This window comes from Blautia sp. MCC283 (assembly GCF_018785565.1).
In the GTDB taxonomy this organism is placed as follows: Bacteria; Bacillota; Clostridia; order Lachnospirales; family Lachnospiraceae; genus Blautia_A.
The window spans coordinates 103,180-122,179 of sequence record NZ_WQQB01000001.1 but is presented as its reverse complement, the minus strand read 5'-3'; the positions used below and the strand labels follow the sequence as shown (position 1 = coordinate 122,179).

The 19,000-nt window shown below is 44.5% G+C and carries 14 protein-coding genes; 2 read left to right on the top strand and 12 right to left on the bottom strand.

The window, feature by feature from the left end:
- Positions 1-30 precede the first annotated feature (30 nt).
- On the bottom strand, positions 31-1,599 hold the full coding sequence (locus tag GPK81_RS00535) for an alpha-L-rhamnosidase-related protein (protein ID WP_215706348.1): 1,569 nt from the start codon (positions 1,597-1,599) through the stop codon (positions 31-33).
- The gene (locus tag GPK81_RS00530; RefSeq protein ID WP_021977633.1) at positions 1,599-2,954 is read right to left on the bottom strand and encodes an MFS transporter; all 1,356 of its coding nucleotides are present in this window, start codon (positions 2,952-2,954) and stop codon (positions 1,599-1,601) included. Before GPK81_RS00530 ends, GPK81_RS00535 begins: the two co-directional genes overlap by 1 nt.
- 156 nt (positions 2,955-3,110) lie before the next feature.
- Between GPK81_RS00530 and GPK81_RS00525 the strand changes: the two genes are divergently transcribed.
- A complete protein-coding gene (locus tag GPK81_RS00525) occupies positions 3,111-4,163 on the top strand; it encodes a helix-turn-helix transcriptional regulator (RefSeq protein ID WP_181988236.1) in 1,053 nt (350 codons plus the stop codon).
- Between the two features lie 284 nt (positions 4,164-4,447).
- Here the strand turns inward: GPK81_RS00525 and GPK81_RS00520 are convergent, their stop codons facing one another.
- The 7 genes from GPK81_RS00520 to GPK81_RS00490 form a co-directional block, all read right to left on the bottom strand.
- On the bottom strand, positions 4,448-5,269 hold the full coding sequence (locus tag GPK81_RS00520; protein ID WP_118170412.1) for an HAD family hydrolase: 822 nt from the start codon (positions 5,267-5,269) through the stop codon (positions 4,448-4,450).
- Positions 5,270-5,390: 121 nt separating this feature from the next.
- Positions 5,391-6,665 carry an adenylosuccinate synthase gene (locus tag GPK81_RS00515; RefSeq protein WP_022426147.1) on the bottom strand — a complete coding sequence of 425 codons (1,275 nt, stop codon included), beginning with the start codon at positions 6,663-6,665 and terminating at the stop codon, positions 5,391-5,393.
- Positions 6,666-6,785: 120 nt separating this feature from the next.
- A complete protein-coding gene (purB, locus tag GPK81_RS00510) occupies positions 6,786-8,219 on the bottom strand; it encodes an adenylosuccinate lyase (protein ID WP_015527100.1) in 1,434 nt (477 codons plus the stop codon).
- Between the two features lie 122 nt (positions 8,220-8,341).
- Entirely contained in the window at positions 8,342-9,034 is a 693-nt protein-coding gene (locus tag GPK81_RS00505; protein WP_021977637.1) for an amino acid ABC transporter ATP-binding protein, read from the bottom strand.
- Positions 9,035-9,055: 21 nt separating this feature from the next.
- The gene (locus tag GPK81_RS00500) at positions 9,056-9,706 is read right to left on the bottom strand and encodes an amino acid ABC transporter permease (RefSeq protein ID WP_021977638.1); all 651 of its coding nucleotides are present in this window, start codon (positions 9,704-9,706) and stop codon (positions 9,056-9,058) included.
- Between the two features lie 227 nt (positions 9,707-9,933).
- Positions 9,934-10,821 (bottom strand): amino acid ABC transporter substrate-binding protein, encoded by an 888-nt coding sequence (locus GPK81_RS00495; protein ID WP_021977639.1) that lies wholly within the window; start codon positions 10,819-10,821, stop codon positions 9,934-9,936.
- A gap of 92 nt (positions 10,822-10,913) precedes the next feature.
- Positions 10,914-11,636, bottom strand: coding sequence for a LytR/AlgR family response regulator transcription factor (locus GPK81_RS00490; RefSeq protein WP_215706347.1), 723 nt, complete (start codon positions 11,634-11,636; stop codon positions 10,914-10,916).
- 169 nt (positions 11,637-11,805) lie between these two features.
- Here GPK81_RS00490 and GPK81_RS00485 point away from each other — a divergent pair, with 169 nt between their 5' ends.
- Positions 11,806-13,245, top strand: coding sequence for a helix-turn-helix transcriptional regulator (locus GPK81_RS00485; protein WP_021977641.1), 1,440 nt, complete (start codon positions 11,806-11,808; stop codon positions 13,243-13,245).
- Here GPK81_RS00485 and GPK81_RS00480 read toward each other — a convergent pair.
- From GPK81_RS00480 to GPK81_RS17800, 3 genes are read right to left on the bottom strand one after another with little or no spacing between them, the layout of a single operon-like run.
- Positions 13,242-14,021: a hypothetical protein gene (locus tag GPK81_RS00480; RefSeq protein ID WP_118170419.1), complete on the bottom strand. Its 780-nt coding sequence runs from the start codon at positions 14,019-14,021 to the stop codon at positions 13,242-13,244. The genes GPK81_RS00485 and GPK81_RS00480 overlap by 4 nt on opposite strands.
- The gene (locus GPK81_RS00475; protein ID WP_021977643.1) at positions 14,018-15,292 is read right to left on the bottom strand and encodes a DUF5716 family protein; all 1,275 of its coding nucleotides are present in this window, start codon (positions 15,290-15,292) and stop codon (positions 14,018-14,020) included. Before GPK81_RS00475 ends, GPK81_RS00480 begins: the two co-directional genes overlap by 4 nt.
- The gene (locus GPK81_RS17800) at positions 15,289-18,828 is read right to left on the bottom strand and encodes a DUF5717 family protein (protein WP_252196565.1); all 3,540 of its coding nucleotides are present in this window, start codon (positions 18,826-18,828) and stop codon (positions 15,289-15,291) included. Before GPK81_RS17800 ends, GPK81_RS00475 begins: the two co-directional genes overlap by 4 nt.
- Positions 18,829-19,000: the final 172 nt, after the last annotated feature.

The following is a 19,000-nucleotide window of genomic DNA, read 5'->3' as shown; positions in this document are numbered from 1 at the left end:
CAAGTCCCCCTCGCAGGGGACTTACTTGATTTAGTTAAAGTACTTCCTGAGAAGATACGTCGGGGTGCAGCTCCATGCATGGCAGTAGCTGTTGACAATGCTGCTTCCATAAGGAGATTCCGCCGGATTTTCCGGATTGTAAAGTTCCCAGAATGTATCCGCACCGTGGCTTAACATTCCGCCCCAGTAATATTTCATATATTCCATTGCCTGGTCTCTTTTTCCGCACATCAGAAGTGCTTCCACAAAATGATGGTTCATGTACGGAGAAACCATTCCTTTTTCCGGTTTTAACTCCACCAGACGGTCCAGGATTTCTGCTCCCTCTGCGCTGTCTACCGCGCCTGCCAGGATCAGCCATACCTGACTTGCATAATTGATCTGTTTTTCCTCTCCGCTTATGAAAAGGCCGCTCTCTTTATCAAAAAGATATTTTTTCGCAGCTGCTGTTTTCGCCGCAGCTTCTTTTTTCATCTCTTCGGCTTTTTCAGCGTCTCCGAGGATTTCTGCGATCTTCTGTACCTTCTTTGCACAGTATATATAAACACCCTGCATTGCGCTCTGCTTGTTCAGACCATCCGTCCAGTCGATAAAGCCCCAGAAACCATCTCCTTTTTTCATAAGTTCCTTTTCATCAAACTGCTCTTTCGCAATTTCCATCTGACGATATGCACAGGCACTTAAATCTTTTAAAGTTTCCCTGTCACTGGACGCTTCGTAGTAGTCACAGAGGGTTGCTCCAAAGAACATGGAATAATCCAGAAGGAAGGTATCATCCACGATAAATTTCGGTTCTGTGAAAAGGCAGGCGCTGACCTGGCCATTATCCTTTGTCTGTCCAGCGAACAGATACAGACATCTTTTTACCAGATCCATGTTGTGGAAGGTCTCATAGTTCGCAAGTGCCTGGAGCCTTAAGTCGCCAAGCCACAGACGACGGTCTCTCTTTGGTCCGTCCTCGAATACGGACTGCATACAGTTTTGCAGGGTACGGAGGCTGACACGGTCCAGTTTTCGGATCATTTCATCCTCACTTTCCACCGGCTTTACATCTTCCATACTGACAGCGGAAACACTGACACAGGATACATCTTCCACTACCATCTGCCATTTCAGTGATGTATCTATCACCTCGATCTCCATATAGCGGAATGCATATCTTCTTGGAAGCTTCAGCTCTGCCGGAAGGACATCGACATGGATAAACTCTTCCTGGATCCATCCACGGCTGATCCACCCATCATAATCTGCGGAGTCCTCTGTCATCTCCTTGGCGATCTCACCGAATTTCAGTCTGAAAAATGCCGGTGCATCCTGAGGGCTTCCTACGGAGTTCAGTTTCAGGGTCACATATCCCACCTGATGATCTCCTAAATCCAGACAGATTTTATCTCCTTTTGCCAGGTGATAGCTGGAAAGATTTCCGATCTCATCTTTTTTATGAACTTCCGGATAAACATCTTCTGTTTTTACGATATCTACGATAGAAACCGGACGAACTACCGTTTCCCGTAACTTTGGTGTGCATGCTTCTGCTTTTTTTACAAAATCCTCATTGGTCACACGGACCATCTCAAGGTCACTGCTTACCTCTGGCATTATGCGTTTGCTCTCCTTTCATCCAGTTCTTTGACGATCTGCGGATAGATCTTATCCAGATCATAGAACATCATTGTGATAATTGTTGCGATATTTGTGATGATCGGCACCCAGATGTACATTGCTGTGATATAAGTCTGAGCCGTTGCTGTCTGTGTTGCAAGGTTTGCGTCAAATCCACCAAACTGAAGAAGTGCCGCACCGATACTGCTGGCGATAGCCATTCCCACTTTTCCAATGAAACCATTTACTGCGGAAAGAGTTCCGGCTGTATTTACACCGGATTTCCACTCACCATAATCAACAGGGTCCGGCTGCATTGCAAAATGCATACTTCCCTTCAGTCCGTATCCTGCTGCCGCGATCACCGCACCAGCCAGAAGAACCGGAACATTTGTGCCGCCAAAGAAGATGATCAGAAGACCACCCATATGTACAAAACTTCCTCCAACCATCAGATTTCGTTTTGATGTGAGTTTTACAAGGAACGGTGCACAAAGATTTGCTACGATTGGTACCAGTGTTGTGATGGTCGCAACGATCTGTACCAGTGTCGTGTTCTGTACAACATAAGTAAAGTAATAAATAACCGCACTTGCCTGGATCACAAATCCACCAAAGAACCAGACGATATTCAGTGCAAAAAGTTTCCACGGTTTGTTGTGGAGCAGACAGGAAATGTTTGCTTTAAGGCTGACTTTTTCCTGTTTGATGGTTACACGCTCTTTTGTGTTAAAGAAGCAGAAGAAGAATACAAGGCATCCGACTACACCGAAGATCATCATAACGATACGGAATCCAAGTGCCTCGTTGCCGTTTCCGAATTTGTCTACCAGTGTCAGGGCAAAAGCGCTGACTACAGTGGAACCGATGGATGAAAAGAAAGTTCTGCAGGATGCAAGGACGGTTCTCTCATGCGGGTCTTCGCTCAGTGCCGGAAGAATGGATGCCATCGGGATATTTACAACGGTGTATGCAGTGGAAAGCAGAATGTAAGTAATGTATGCGTAGATCAGCATACCTGTCTGTCCGATATCCGGTACAGAGAATGCAAGGACTGCAGCCACACCAAATGGAACCGCACCAAACAGGATCCATGGTCTTGATTTACCCCATTTTGTGTTTGTCTTGTCAATGAGGAATCCTACGATCAGGTCGGAAATTCCGTCAATTACTTTTGTTACCAGGAACATTACACTGACTGCACCGGCATTCAGATGCATGACATTTGTGTAAAAATACAGCAGATACAGGGAGATCATCTGCCAGATCAGGTTGCAGGCAAAATCGGAAGATCCATAACCGATCCTCTGACGCCACAGGCCGATCTTTACTTTCTTTTCAACTTCGTTCATCTCTTTTACCTCCGAATTTCTTTCTGGCATTACTGTACACTTTTTCCCTTTTTCTTCCAATTGTGATTTTTTTTGTAAAACACTGACGTTTTTTTCGATGATTATGATATACTTTCCTTATCTCTTATGAAAGATCCGCACGAAAAGGGGACTGTTATGAAACTTACCAGAGAAGAATTTCAGAAATACATTTATGCCTACAATGAAGATGAGATTTTTTATAAAACACTTTACCTTCAGGAGAAAGAACATCCGGAAACCTTTCATGAATATTGTCTTACACTGGACCGTGAACTGATCTATGAACACCGGCTTTTTGTCCCGGAACTTCAGGCAGAGGCCTGGTATCCCTATATGAAAGAAGCCGATCTTTTTCATGACATGAATGGCAATATCGTACTTTCCAAGCATTACCGTTATACGCCTGTTTTTTCCCATGAGCACGAGTTTTTTGAGATTCTCTGTGTTTATGACGGAACTGCCCACACTACCATTCAGGGGATCGAACACACTTTACATACCGGGGATATCTGTATCATCCCACCACATACTACCCACAGTGTGGGAATCTTTGATGACAGTGTTGCTTTTAATATTCTGGTACGTGGTTCCACCTTTCAGTCCACTTTCTTCCAGTCACTGACTGCGGACAGTGCCCTGGCGCAGTTTTTTGCCCATGTGCTGTACCGCAAGACCGAAGGAAATTATCTGATCTTTCACAGCGGAAATGATCCACAGATCCATGACATGCTGGAAAATCTCTATATCGAATATCTGGGGCACGCAAAATACAGCTACACCTTCCTCAATTCCATGCTGATCATGTTCTGGGCCATGCTGCTTCGTTATCACGAAAATGATATCGAATCCATCCTCACAAAGGACAGCACCGGAAATTCCGTAACAGAAATCCTGGGCTATCTGAACCGTCACTATCAGAGTGTTTCCTTAAGCGAAGCTGCAGAACATTTTGGCTACAGTTCTTCCCATTTCAGCACCCTGATCAAAGAAAGTACCGGCCGGACATTCTTACAGATCATCCGGGATATCAAGTTGAACCAGGCATGCCGTGCCCTCAGGGAAACTTCTCTCAGCAATCATGCCATCTGCGAACTTGTAGGTTACGAAAGTCCGGAACATTTTATGCGTACTTTTAAGAAAACTTATGGAATGACTCCCGGTGAATACCGGAAGAAGAACAAAGAATAACGTAATAATGTAGTCAAAAATACGGAACCTCCATCCGGGCAGATAAATGTATCTGCCTTTCGTTAAAGAGAAGTTCCGCAATAAAAAATTTCAGGATAAATTTTTCATGATAAGCAATATCCTGCTGTCATAAAAAAACGGAGAATTTTATATATTATCTGTATAACCGATTCCGTTCCGGGAGATACTTATCATATCCTCCCCTTTAGACGCAGAGGGCTTCGCGATGGTGCAGGTTCTCTGCGTTTCTCTTTTTACAGCAACTCATACTGCATCATCACAAATTACTTCACACCAAGTTCCTCAAGCTCTTTTGCCGCCTGTTTCAGGTTTTCGAACTGAATGGTACGGATCCCTGCTTTTCTAGCCCCTTCACAGTTGATGGCCCGGTCGTCCATAAATACCGACTTCTCCGGTTTCAGATCATAGCGTTTCAGAAGTGTCTCATAAATATCCACTTCCGGCTTGATCTGCTGTACGTCGCAGGAAAATACCACTCCGTCCATATATTTCAGGAACGGCATATCTTTTTTGGTTCTCTCCAGCATATAAGTTCCGTAATTAGAAAGAACATAGAGATGATATCCCTGGTTTTTGAGATATTTCACCCAGGTTTCCGCATAGTCATAAAGATGCATGCATTCCGGATCCCGTCGTACCACTTCACGGATATCCTTCTCATATTCCGGTGCACTTTCTACAAATTTATCTACATACCAGGACTCCTCGTGGAGTGCTCTGTCCTGTTCTTCCCAGATTGGGTTTCGAAATGTTGCATCCGCAATTTTTTCATATTTTTCTTCCGGAAAATTGTAGCTCTTCAGATACTCTTCCCAGTCATATCCCATCAACACATTTCCCACATCAAAAATAACATTCTCGATCATACGGTTTTCATCCTCCTTTGGTTTCTCAGGTCCCCAGATCCGGTACGCCATCCAGAAAACATAAGCCACGATCGGTACCAGTACTGCTGCCGCAAAAGCGCCCCGGAACAAAGCCTGTGAGTTCTCACTGCTGCCCCATGCAAACACCATGGGAAGGCAGAACACGAGAAGCAAAATAACAACGCCTGCCAGTGCCGCAATTCTTTTAAAATTTTTCATTCGGAATCCTTTCACATGATATACCAGTTGTTATAGCCAATATTATCATCAGCCTCTTAACAAAAGGGCGCCGGAGAAATTTCCCCGGCGCTGCCTGTCGTAATCCTGTCACAGTAAATGATTATCTGTAAATGATGTCGTTTCTTCCTGGTCCGTTTGAGATCATGGTGATCGGGAATCCGATGTGTTTCTCTACGAACTCTACATATTTTCTGCAGTTCTCCGGAAGATCCTCGTATTTCTTGATTCCACGGATATCGCATTTCCATCCCGGAAGCTTCTCAATAACCGGTTTTGCTTTCTCAAGCTGCACAGTTGTCGGGAATTCTGTTGTTACCTCTCCGTCGATCTCATAGCCTGTGCAAACCGGGATCTCATCCAGATATCCCAGAACATCCAGTACTGTAAAAGCAACGTCTGTAGCTCCCTGGAGACGGCATCCGTATTTGGATGCAACACAGTCGAACCATCCCATACGTCTCGGACGGCCTGTAGTAGCACCGAACTCACCACCGTCACCGCCACGTTTTCTCAGCTCATCTGCTTCCTCGCCGAAGATCTCAGAAACGAATGCACCTGCTCCAACTGCACTGGAGTAAGCTTTGCATACGGTTACGACCTTCTTGATCTCATATGGAGGCAGGCCTGCACCGATGGCACCATAAGCAGCCAGTGTGGAAGAGGATGTAACCATCGGATAGATTCCGTGATCCGGGTCTTTCAGAGTTCCGAGCTGTCCCTCAAGAAGAACCTGTTTGCCCTCTTTCAGTGCATTCCAGAGATAGAGAGATACGTCACATACGTATGGCTCAACCATTTTCTTGTATTCCATCAGCTCGTTCATGATATCTTCCGGTTTCAGAAGCGGTTTGTGATAGAGATGCTCAAGTGTTACGTTTTTGGTCTCACAGATACGTACAACTTTCTCTTTCAGTGCTTCCTCATCAAAGAGCTCACTTACCTGGAAGCCGATCTTTGCATATTTGTCAGAATAGAACGGAGCGATTCCGGATTTTGTGGAACCGAAAGCCTTGCCTCCAAGACGCTCCTCTTCATACTGATCGAACAGAATGTGGTAAGACATTACCATCTGTGCTCTGTTGGAGATCAGGATCTTCGGTGCCGGTACTCCACGGCCTACTACTTCGTTGTACTCCTTGAAGAATACCGGAATGTTCAGTGCAACACCGTTTCCGATGACACTGGTCGTATGTCCGTAAAACACACCTGACGGAAGTGTATGAAGTGCGAATTTACCATAATCATTTACGATGGTGTGGCCCGCATTGGCTCCACCCTGAAATCTTACGATGATATCAGCTTTCTCAGCAAGCATATCTGTGATCTTGCCTTTACCTTCATCTCCCCAGTTTGCTCCTACTACTGCAGTTACCATAACACAGTTCCTCCTTGTGTCTTTCTCTATTATTCGGAACGACATGTTCTCTGCCTGTAATACACAGAGACACGTCATTCCTGTCTGTGTTCATTTCTTAATGTTTATAACATCTTGGAATTATACGTTGATCTCAACCTTAACGCCAAGCAGATCCTTATGTGCGTCCAGAACCGGCTGTACCACATTGGCAATAAACGCCTCTGTCTGCTCTTTTGCACGTCCTGTATATCTGGACGGATCCATGGATTTCTGAAGATCCTCAAGAGTCAGGTTAAATGCCGGATCCGCAGCGATCAGTTCAAGAAGGTTGTTATCCTTGCCTTCTACCTTCACGTTCTTGCCTGCTTCCATGGAAAGCTCACGGATACGCTCATGAAGCTCCTGACGGTCTCCACCTGCCTTAACTGCATCCATCATGATATTCTCAGTCGCCATGAACGGAAGCTCGGACATCAGTCTCTTCTCAATAACCTTCGGATAAACAACTAGTCCGTCTACAACATTGAGGCAGAGATCCAGGATTCCGTCAATTGCAAGGAATCCTTCCGGAACGCTGAGACGCTTGTTTGCAGAGTCATCCAGAGTTCTCTCAAACCACTGTGTCGCAGATGTGATAGCCGGATTCAGGGCATCGATCATCACATATCTGGACAGGGAAGCGATTCTCTCACTTCTCATCGGGTTTCTCTTATATGCCATGGCGGAAGATCCGATCTGGGATTTCTCAAATGGCTCCTCCACTTCTTTCAGATGCTGAAGAAGACGGATGTCGTTGGACATCTTATGTGCACTTGCAGCGATTCCCGCAAGGATATTCAGCACACGGGTGTCCACTTTTCTGGAATAAGTCTGTCCGGAAACCGGATAGCAGGACTTGAATCCCATCTTCTCGGCGATCATCGGATCGATCTTGTCGATAGTCTCCTGATCTCCGTCAAAGAGTTCCAGGAAGCTTGCCTGTGTACCGGTTGTTCCCTTGGAACCAAGAAGTTTCATAGTGCTTAATACATACTCAAGGTCCTCAAGATCCATCAGGAATTCCTGTGTCCAGAGAGTTGCCCTCTTACCTACGGTTGTGGGCTGTGCCGGCTGGAAATGAGTAAATGCCAGAGTTGGCTGATCTTTATACTGTGCTGCAAACTTGGAAAGCTCCGCGATCACGTTCACAAGTTTCTTGCGGACAAGTTTCAGTGCCTCTGTCATAACGATAATGTCGGTGTTATCTCCTACATAACAGGAGGTTGCTCCCAGATGGATGATGCCTTTTGCCTTCGGGCACTGTACACCAAACGCATACACGTGAGACATTACATCATGGCGAACCTGACGCTCACGCTCCTTAGCCACATCATAGTTGATATCATCCGCATGAGCTTTCATCTCATCAATCTGCTCCTGGGTGATGTTAAGGCCAAGCTCACGTTCCGTCTCAGCAAGTGCGATCCACAGCTTTCTCCATGTGCGGAATTTCATGTCCGGGGAAAAAATGTACTGCATCTCTTTGCTTGCGTACCGCTCTGACAGCGGGCTTACATATCTGTCTGTATTCATTATTATCCTCCTGATTACATACATCCGGGCCGGAATGGCGAATGATCCGTTATCTGCCCGGATCTGGTTAATTCACGCCTCTTGAAATTATATAACATTGCCTCTTCAAAAGCAACCGTTTGTTACTCCATACCCTGATGGAATTTTCCCAGAAATTCCTTCATTCTGCCATTATCGGAAGAAAATACCTCCTGTGGGGTTCCCTCCACCGCGATCACACCCTTGTCCATAAAGATGATGCGGTCGGAAATATCTCTTGCAAAATTCATCTCATGGGTGACGATCACCATGGTGATATGCTCCTGTGCCAGATCCTTGATAACCTTCAGGATCTCCCCGGTGAGCTCCGGATCCAGTGCAGATGTCGGTTCATCAAAAAACAGGATCTTCGGATTCATGCAGAGGGCACGGGCAATGGATACTCGTTGCTGCTGTCCTCCTGAAAGCTGGAAAGGATACGCATTTTCCTTATCTGCAAGACCCATTTTTTTAAGAAGACTTCTTGCCTGGGCATAGACTTCGTCTTTTTTTCTTTTCTGCACTTTTAAGGGTGCGTCTACGATATTTTTCATTACGGAAAAATGCGGGAACAGATTAAACTGCTGGAACACCAGTCCCACATCTCCGGTTTTGATGATCTCGCCGCTGTCCGGTGTCTCAAGACCTGTGGCACAGCGCAGGATGGTGGACTTGCCGGAACCGGAAGGACCGATGATACTTAACACTTCTCCCTCTTCCACATCAAGAGAGATATCTTTGAGGACTTCCAGTCCGTCAAAGCTTTTTTTGATATGTTTCATTTCAAATAATTTCATATTATATACTCTCCATTCCGGTTAACGGTAGTAATTCATGCTCTTTTCAACCTTCTGCATCACAACTGCCACGATCAGATTGAATACATAATAAAATACGGCAGCGATCACAAAGGGCATCATGGTCGTCTGTGCACTTGCGATCTGCTTGGCAATGGTAAACATCTCCGCTACTGCCACAACAAAGGCAAGGGAAGTATCCTTGACCAGTGTAATAACTTCATTGGTAATGGATGGCAGGATCCTCTTGATCACCTGTGGAAGGATGATGCGGAAAAACGTCTGCACTTTATTGTATCCGAGGATCTTTGCAGCCTCATACTGTCCAACCGGCATGGACTCAATGCCGCCACGGTAGATTTCTGCAAAATAGGCCGCATAGTTGATGGCAAATGCGATAAATACAGCGATCAGGCTGTATCCCATGGAAATACGGATTCCAAAGATAAAATATGGACCGAAATATACAACCATCAGCTGCAGCATCAGAGGAGTTCCTCTCATGATGGATATGTAAGCGGATACAATGGCACGGATCACTTTGTTTTTGGACATTCTGCCAAAACAGATCAGAAGTCCCAGCGGCAGAGAAAACAGCAAAGTTACAAAAAAGATCTCAATGGAGACCAGCATTCCTCCTGCCAGCTGCTGAAGCATTACACTAAAACTCATTTTTTTCCTCCTGGTTCGGAGTATCTGTCCCATTTATCGGACTGATACCTGTAATTCCTGTAAACAACAGGAAATGAGCGTGCCCGGCAGCTCTTCCAACGCCGAAGCACCCTCATTTCCTTTTTATGCAAAAGCTTCAAAAACTTCTGCTATGTTTCTTATTTCTCCTGCTGTTTGATAGTTTCTGAAAAATATCTTCACAGTTTTTGCTGTAATCTGAGACTGGATCACTTAGATTCAGAATCCGCTTCTTTCTCTGTGCTATCTGCACTTTCTTCTGTGTCAGCTTCTGTGGAATCGGAATCTGAGTCCTCCTTATCCTCGCTGATGCAGAGCATACTCTTATCCAGCTCATATTTATCTGCAAGCTTGTCAACTTCACCGGACTCGTCAAGTTTCTTGACTTCATCCCATACCAGATCTTTCAGTTCATCGTTACCCTTCTTAAATCCGATGCCATACTGCTCATTCTGGATCGGCTCGTCAAGGATCACATATTTATCCTTGCCTCTCTGGGAAAGCTGATAATTGGCAACACCAATATCAACAGCAACCGCATCTGCAGCACCGGAATCAATATTCATAAACGCGGTGTTGTAATCCGGGTTCTCTGTAAGAGATGCAAAGCTGTCCTTCAGATCCTTGTTATCGTCGTTATTCAGTGCGTCCAGTGCAGCGGATGCAGCCTGTACAACTACGTTCTTACCCTTAAGGTCTGCAAGCTTCTCAATTCCGGAATCCTTGGCAACTACGATCACCTGCTCATTGTTGATATAAGGATCGCTCCATGTATAATCATCCTCACGGCCGTTAATGGTAAATCCGTTCCAGATACAGTCGATGGTTCCGGAATTCAGCTCCATATCCTTGGAATCCCAGTTGATCGGCTTCTTGACAAGCTCCCAGCCAAGATTATCACATACTTCCTGAGCCAGGTCAAGATCAAATCCCACATATTCTCCATTATCATCCTTATATCCGAATGGAGGGTACTCTGCGTCAAATCCGACGATCAGTGTCTTATCCTCAACACCAGCCTGTACACTTACTCCTGTTACCATCATTCCTATTGTCATCGCTGCCGCCATTACTACTGCAACTGTTCTCTTCTTCATGATCGTTCTCCTTTTTTTCGTTATTCCTTTATCACGTGGTCACTCTACTACGTGAAAGCGTATGGTTATAGTAACATACCAAAAAGGAGCTGTCAAGAGCAAACCTTCTGCTCTGCCAGATAATCTTTGTATTTCTTTCTTGCGGTTTTTAAATAGGCCCTGGAAATAGGGATCTCAGTCTGTCCAATTACAAAACTGTTCTTTTTGAGTGTGTTCACTTTCTCCAGATTGATGCAAAAGCTCTGATGGCATCTCATAAAATTACTGTCGGAAAGCTGTCCCGCAAAATCTCCCAGACGCGCTCTGCAGCTGAGTTTCTTTCCGTCGGTAAGGTGGAAGGTTACATTATGGAGGCTGCTGGATATGTACGCCAGACTGTTATGCTGGAGTGTATAAACCTGAGTTCTGTAATGAAAATGCAGCGCCTTTCCGCCTTCTCTTTCACAGGTGGTCAGGATAGGTAACAGCACATGCTCCAGTTCTCCGCTTTCTACAGGTTTCGTCAGATAATTAAAAGCAAATACCTCAAAAGCTTCTTTATAAAATTTCTCATTTTCCGCTACCATGATGACCGGAATATAATTTCCCCGAAGCCGTATCGCACGGACTGTCTCCAGGCTCTTTCCATTTTCACCATCCAGCCCCATAAATACCACATTACAGATCTTATGCCCTTCCGTCAGTCCGTCAAGAAGGCTCTGCCTGCTACGGTATATCAGGATCTCTGCATCCAGAAGCAGCGTTGAAAGCTGTCTGTAAAGCTTCTGAGCATCTTTTCGTATTTCATCACATACCGCAATAGTTATCACTGCCATGGTTCTGGTTCCCTCCGCCCTGTTCTTTCTTGATATGATCTATTCTATTTTCAAAAAAACTGTCTCGCAATATGTGCCACCAATTGTGCTCGGATTTTTTACAAATAATTGCAATTCCTGATCTGTTTTTGTATAATAATGCCACAAGTATGAAAAAAGGAGAATTATTATGTCTGACTTCAGCAGCAAATGCCGTGAATATCTAAAAAATACAGGAGAAACGGTATACCAGTTATCTGCATCCTCAGGCCTTGACCGTACCTCTCTGCAGCGTATGATCACAGGCAAACGTCTGCCTGGAATGGATTTTGTCCGTCAGTTCTGCGATTCGATCCGGATTAATCCATCCCAGCGTCAGGAACTGATTGAATTATATAAAATCGAAAAAATTGGAAAAGAAATTTACTATAATCGGAAATACATCCAGGAACTTCTCCGTGTGATCAGCACCCAGCAGATGCTTTTCTCCTCTGGTTTTCACAGTCTTACTTCTCTTCCGTTTTACAGTGGAGACTTTTCACTTGATGTGGAAAAAAAAGTTTTAAACCTTTTTGAAGATATCCTGCTCTCCGGTTCCGACGAAAAGATCTGCACCAACATTCCTGCAAACTGTCGGCTTATTGTACAAGTTTCTGCACATCTCTATCCGGAATATCAAAAGCTTCCTCCTGTTATCCAGATTCTTCCGCTTCACCAGAATCCTACCGCATCACCGGACTATAATATGAACCTGGAAACTTTTTTGTGTACCATTCTTCCGATCCTGTGCGGCTTTCTCAATTATCAGCCCTACTATTATTACACCCAGGCCGGAAGAGAACTTTCCTGTTATGAATTGTTTCCGTTTTTCTTTATTACAGAAAAGAAACTCCTGCTTATTTCTTCTGATATGTCAACTTTCATATCTACAGAAAATCCGGAAGTTATACATTCCTATCAGCAGGAATTTCAGAAAATCCTGGAAAACTCCAGCCGTTTTTTCCAGCAGTCGGATTCTCCTTCACAGATCCTGGAGATTTTCGGTTCCATTATGAACACCAATATTACAACAAACTTTGCGCTGGAGTCTCATCCATGTCTTGCGTTGATGTCCTATGGACCCGACTTTGTACAGGCCCTCTTTGAAAACAGAGATATTGATCATTCCAACTCTGTTTATACACAACTGGTTTCTATTTTAAAACAGCCGCAGTTTGCCTTTACAGAAAACGACACTTCCTGTAACTATTTCACCCTGAATGGAATCCGGAAGTTTGCACAGACCGGTCTTCTGGACGGTCCATATTCCTATCATCAGACACCACTTCCAAAAGAAGAACGTAGAAAATCGATCCAGCACATTCTTGACACAGATATGGGCGGTGAAAAATGCAAGATCCTTAAGCATTCTGTCCTCCCTGAAACGGGAATCCATCTTGAAGTTCTGTCCGATTATTCTGTTTTTCTCTGTTTTCTTTCCAAAGAAGATACTTTTATGTGCGTTTATCTGAAAGAAACCAGTATCGGACAGGCTCTGGACGACTATCTCTCTTCTCTTTCCGAAGAAGAAGCTGTCTACACAAAAAAAGAAGCCCGGCAGATCCTGCTGGGACTTCTTGAACAGCTTTAAGAGCCTGTACTTCTGTGATATTCTCTTGTAAGATCCTCCAATATCCTGTCAGTCTCTCCGGGTGCAATCTTCTGCTCCGGGAGGCTGATAAACTGTTCCAGAGCTCTGGCAGTTTCTTTTTTTACGGAATCCTCTGCCTTCAGATCTTCCTGTATCTTTTCAAATTCTTCCGGTGTATGCACACTTCGGTAAGCCAGAAGATAAATCTTCAGTGCCTTTTCTGACTGGTTTACCTTCCATGCAGCAAAGAAACAGTCCAGTGCCTTATCCATCTGAAACAGATAACTGTAAGCACATCCCTGATTATGCAGAATCCGCTCTCTCATTTCTCTGGAGATTTCTCTGGAATCTTTTTCCAGAAGCTTCTGATAAACACGGATTGCGTTCACGTACATCCGGTTTTCCATGAGGGCATCCCCTTTTCTCTTTTCCCGTATCTCCTCGGATTCCTTATTTCTTCTTTCAATCCTTCCATTCAGGATACGAAGTTCTTCATAAGCCAGATAATTGATCTCTTTAAATATCGGATACAGAATTTCCTCCAGACCTGCCTCTTTTCCAATGAAAGGTCGAAGCTTCGCCGCAAGTTTTGGAAGTTTCAGTTCCTCATCCAGCCAGGTACACAGCTTATTACTGATAAGAGAACGATCCACAAGGTAAAGATTATTATAAAGATAATAGCAGAGTTCTTCTATGGAATAAATATTCGTGCTGATATTTTCAATGTAAAATGGTTTCTCTGCTTTCTTTACCTGGCATAAAATATATCCGCTCATACCTGTTTCCTTTCTTCTGTCTCATCCCAGCGTACCAGTTCTTTCCATGTCTTCCCGCTGGATGGATACATTTCCCCAAATCCAAGATCCTTTACTGTGATCTCACAGTCTTTCGATGATACGTATTTCAACGTAAGTGCAAGTCTGGTCGTCCGGTTTGGTCGTTTTGGCAAACCTTTAAGCGCCATTGCCACCCGCTTTCTCTCCGTTTCATCCGGAAGATTTACTACAAAGACCAATTCTTCCGTATCATCCAGGATCAGTTCACACTCTGCATTGCATTCATACCAGTTGCTGCCGCCTTCGATCAGCGGATAATACGCAGGAGAACCCATCACCCGCATATCCATTCCCACATCCGCAGTAACCAGGGAATCGCTTAAATATCTGTACCCTTTTAATTTTTTGTCTTCAAGTCTGTCCTTACCGGCGATGCAGGCTCCTTTTGCAAAGAGATTGTTTCCGTAAAATACTTTGCGTCCCTGATGACACAAAAGCTTTACTGACTGCTGTGCCCACTGCTGGTCGAACCCTTCTCCTGTGATCTGCACACTGGAAAAAAGTTCTTTTCCAAGAGTTTTTGTTATAAAACGGCAAAACTCCACATCACGGATCTCATCCTCCGTTTCAAGCGTTGTACTCACCGGTTCTTCGAGATTGACAAGTATAGGTCTGGATGCAGCATTGATCGTCAGCTTACGAAACGCAATTTTATCTCCATCAAACGCATACCAGGCCACACTTCGGTTCCAGGTTTCTCTTTTCTGGCCCAATGCATAGTAATAAAAACTTTCCCCGTAATCCATAAGCATGTATTTCTCTGCCGGAAAACCGGCAATTCCACAGGCCTTCTGATAATTACGCACCTGTATGGCATCAAGCTCAGGAGAAGTGATACACATGCACTTTGTGTTTTTTACAATGTCCTGAATTCCAAGAAATTTCAGCATTCCTTTCAGGAAATGAGCAAGGAGCTCTGCCGGCTCCTTATCCTCTCCCGCCACCTGTATGCTTTCTTCCTTCTGGCAGATATCATAAATATTTCCGAGCATGATCCCGCCTTTTTCTCTGGAAAAATACTGTGCTTCCAGGCCCACACAGTAATCGTTCTGCTCTGTACGGTAACAGATACAGCCCGGAGCCTCATACTGGCTGGTTCCCACTTTCATGGAAAGAGAACGGGCCTCTTCTGCTTTTCTGTCATAATAGCAGATCTGTGTATATTCTTTTCCAATATCGATTCCTATCAGCAAATCTCGAATTTCATTCATCTTTCCGGTTCCTTCTCTATGACAAACATTTCATTGACGTACTGTTCCTGCCGGAGATACTGTGAAAGTTTCTCCTTCACTTCCGGATCTTTCTCCAGTTTTCTTGCACAGAGGATCTGATTGATCAGCTGATATTTACTGGAAGCTCTGTCATCCGTCAGATTCATGGTCAGCATTTTCTCTTCAGTCCTGTGCACACCGTTTTCATCTTCTGTCTGAAAATAATAGTGCAGAGTCTCACCGTAAAACAGAGTAAACGTCTTGGTAAAAATTCCCTCATAGACATTACGCAGCGGCTCGCTCTTATATTCCGGCATGGTTCCAAGTCCTGTATCCAACAAATAATACAAAGTAACAGAAGTCTCAGGCGAAGCATGATATTCTACAAAAGTCTTATCATCCAGCTGATACGGGCGCAGGATCCTCTGATCCAGATCATGGAAAAACTCAAATACCATATCATCTTTTACGCAGGAAGCCAGAATTTCTTCCTCCAGAGCAAGTTCTTCCTCATCGGATGCTTTTTCTTCGGAAAGTATTTTCAGAAGTTCCAGGTCACAGATTCTGTCTGTTGGCCATTCTTTCCGTTTGCAGATTTTGAGATATTCTCTGAGACACGGAGTCTCCGGCATCCCCTTTACAAACATTCCATAAGCCATCTGTGTCAGGTAAGCTCCGATCACCTGTTCCTTTCCGGAATGACTGATATAAGATTTCAGGATCTTTTCGCCTTCTTCCCGGTAATCTGCAGTGAACATCAGAAGCGAAAGTATCCTTTCCTCCAGGCTGTACGTATCCATCTCAAAACCGCAGGCACTTTTCCAGATATCCAGAAGTTCTTCCACAGGACCAAACCGGAATTTCATCAGATACTGAAGGATCACTTCATCATAAATTCCATTTCTGTATACATGGGAAGAAAGTGCGATCAGCTCTTCATCTTCCGTACAGTCACAGCGAATGATCATCCGGCTTGCCAGTTTCAGCAGCTCACATTCCTCTACTCCTTCAAAGCCAAATGCCTCCACAACGCTCATTGCCTGTGGGAACAAGCCTCTCTGGATGAGGATTTCCAGCAGTATCTTCTTATCGACCATAGCATATTCCCGATAGTCCATCATTTCCAGGCAGGCATCCAGATCTTCTCCCTGTACATGATCCCTGTAATATTCCAGGATCCGTTTTCGAACAGCATCTCTGTATTCTCCTGTAAACGCAGATGAAAGGACCAGCTTCTGAAAAATCCCCAGATTTGTGCGGCAAATATCCTGTGTCTGGCAATAATAAAGCAGCACACCTGCTTCATCTGCGCCCTTTTCCAATACTGTCGGTACCATTTCCCTGTCGTCAAAAAGTGGTGTCATGTTATAATCCACTGTTGACGCATAGCGTCTCTGTTTTTCGTCCTGAAAGATCACTGCAGCATCTTCTGTATAGATCCTCGGATAGGCGATTCCATGCACACAGGGATAAATTTCTTCCTGTTTCATCTGTCTGTGACGAATGATCACGCTGCGTACCTTGGGATCATCTGTATACAGGCGGTACGTAAACATCCTTGAAGCAATAACCTGTGCTTCCTCCGTATTTGCCGGTTCGCGCATAAATTCCTGATAGACAGCAGCATAATTTTCATTCATTCTTCCTTCTCTCAGCTTGCGCATGGCAAAATCTCTCATGCTGTCCCGATAGCTTTCGTAAGTCTGCGGATCCTGCTCTTTCCGGGCGATGATGCAGGCATAAAGATACGCTCTCTTGGAATCTCCGAGATTATTGTTATTATAAGTAAAATACATAAGCAGCGGCTTCGGAAGTACTCTTCTGTAAGAAGTGTCCAGTGTCTCTACATAATATTCATAAAGACGTGTGATCCGGATTCCCTGGTCTACTGCCGCGGAAAACCAGCGGAAATATTCTGCTTTTCGTGGATTTCCCTTCATGATATATTTACAGATCGCTTCTACTGTGTCATCCGACGGAAAAGCCTCACACCCCAGTACCATAGCCCGGTACAGGCTTTCATTAAATGATTTCTCATAACCGGAAAGATAAGCAAGCCGCATCACAAGTTCCTCTGTAAGCATGTTCTCTTTTCCGGCAAAAAGAAATACCTGCGCCCAGAAACGATTCATCCGGTGAAGCAATGACATATCCCGGCAGATGCTGTTCCATGCTTCCAGATACAGAAACGGGCTGGTACATCCTCTTTCAAAAAGCTCTTCCATCAAAAAGATCTTTCTGGATGGGGAAAGAGTCTGATCCATCTCAAATACCAGTTTCAGAAGAATGTAACTGTCCTCTTTCTGCATCTGAAAATTCTGGATCTTACGAAGCGCCTGTTCCTCATCTCTGTACAGTCCTGTCAGGGTACACAGATACAGATAAAGCCCTGCCTGTTCCAGTTCATTATGATTAAAAGATTTATTCTGATAACGTACCAGAATGTCTTCTGCTTTCTGGTCTTCTCCTTCCAGATGGAAAATATACGCTTCCAGAAGCTGATATTCCGGATATTTCAGTCCGCTCTCTCCCATTTTATCCAGTTTTTCATGTGCTTCGGCTGCCCATGTCTGAAAGCCGGTTTTCCCGCATGCAAAAGTCAGATACTCCCTGAGCATGGATACGCGGTACTGTTTCTCCAAAAGGTCAAGATTGACAGAGCTTCCGTTTCCCCTGGACGCCAACACATGATACACCAGTTTCTGATAAGGAGTCCGTACAATGATCTCACCATACTGGTTACCTTTTCCCAGTTTTTCCTTATGGATCACATATTCCACTTCACAGGTACTTCCAATAAAATCTTCTTCCGTCACAACATGTTTCCCTGTTTCCAGGAAGTCCCCATTCACTTCAATATCTGCACGCAGATGGCCCCAGCCGCTTCTGTGAATATAAAAAGACTCCTGTATGGATTCACTGACCTCATAGAAATTCGCCTCTTCTCTGTTCAGATCCAGTGTCACCTTATCTTTGGCACCGGCTGTGATCAGAAATTCCTCCAGATGCTGGTATGTTACCGGCTGCTGAGACATTCCTTCATAAAGAGAACGGAGCTTCTCACTCTGTTCTTTCAGGATCAGGGAAAAATGGCGTTCCGTAAAAAGCCTGTATGCTTCATGGAAATCCTCCTTTGCGATCCGGATAAATTCTTCCATGGAAGTCACTTTTCTGCCTGAACTCTTCACTTCTTCTGTCTGCACTGTTACCTTAAAAGGCAGCCTGTATTCTCCGATGCTGGTAGTAAAACACAACCATCCCGCAAAACTTTCCCCGGGTTTCATTCCTTCTGCATCCACGCCATAAGGCATACGTACTGTCGTACCTGAAAAGCGGTCAAATCCAGGCACCAGTCTCCGATCAGAGGATGTTACAAATCCACTGATTCTGCGATTGTCATCTGTGCCAAAATAAAGTTCGTCTTTCGTCGTTTCTCCTGCTTTCAGAGTGACGGAAATCTCCTCCTGGGAAAACAGAAGTTCCGGCTGTTCATAAATAAATTTTCCGTTAAGAAGCTGTTCTATCCTCTTTTTCAAAATATATACTCCTCGTCAATGTACGTTGATTATTAACACTCATATCTTATGATTATACACCAGATCAGAAACTGGCGCAACAGGATGACACCCCTGTAAATATTCTGTTGGAAAAGCACGAAAAGCACGTCCATTTCATAAACTGTATGGAAATCCCCTTTGAGGTGAATCT

Coding starts and splice junctions, on each gene's coding strand:
- GPK81_RS00535 (WP_215706348.1), bottom strand. CDS start 1,599: ATGCCAGAGGTAAGCAGTGACCTTGAGATGGTCCGTGTGACCAATGAG.
- GPK81_RS00530 (WP_021977633.1), bottom strand. CDS start 2,954: ATGAACGAAGTTGAAAAGAAAGTAAAGATCGGCCTGTGGCGTCAGAGG.
- GPK81_RS00525 (WP_181988236.1), top strand. CDS start 3,111: ATGAAACTTACCAGAGAAGAATTTCAGAAATACATTTATGCCTACAAT.
- GPK81_RS00520 (WP_118170412.1), bottom strand. CDS start 5,269: ATGAAAAATTTTAAAAGAATTGCGGCACTGGCAGGCGTTGTTATTTTG.
- GPK81_RS00515 (WP_022426147.1), bottom strand. CDS start 6,665: ATGGTAACTGCAGTAGTAGGAGCAAACTGGGGAGATGAAGGTAAAGGC.
- purB (WP_015527100.1), bottom strand. CDS start 8,219: ATGAATACAGACAGATATGTAAGCCCGCTGTCAGAGCGGTACGCAAGC.
- GPK81_RS00505 (WP_021977637.1), bottom strand. CDS start 9,034: ATGAAATTATTTGAAATGAAACATATCAAAAAAAGCTTTGACGGACTG.
- GPK81_RS00500 (WP_021977638.1), bottom strand. CDS start 9,706: ATGAGTTTTAGTGTAATGCTTCAGCAGCTGGCAGGAGGAATGCTGGTC.
- GPK81_RS00495 (WP_021977639.1), bottom strand. CDS start 10,821: ATGAAGAAGAGAACAGTTGCAGTAGTAATGGCGGCAGCGATGACAATA.
- GPK81_RS00490 (WP_215706347.1), bottom strand. CDS start 11,636: ATGGCAGTGATAACTATTGCGGTATGTGATGAAATACGAAAAGATGCT.
- GPK81_RS00485 (WP_021977641.1), top strand. CDS start 11,806: ATGTCTGACTTCAGCAGCAAATGCCGTGAATATCTAAAAAATACAGGA.
- GPK81_RS00480 (WP_118170419.1), bottom strand. CDS start 14,021: ATGAGCGGATATATTTTATGCCAGGTAAAGAAAGCAGAGAAACCATTT.
- GPK81_RS00475 (WP_021977643.1), bottom strand. CDS start 15,292: ATGAATGAAATTCGAGATTTGCTGATAGGAATCGATATTGGAAAAGAA.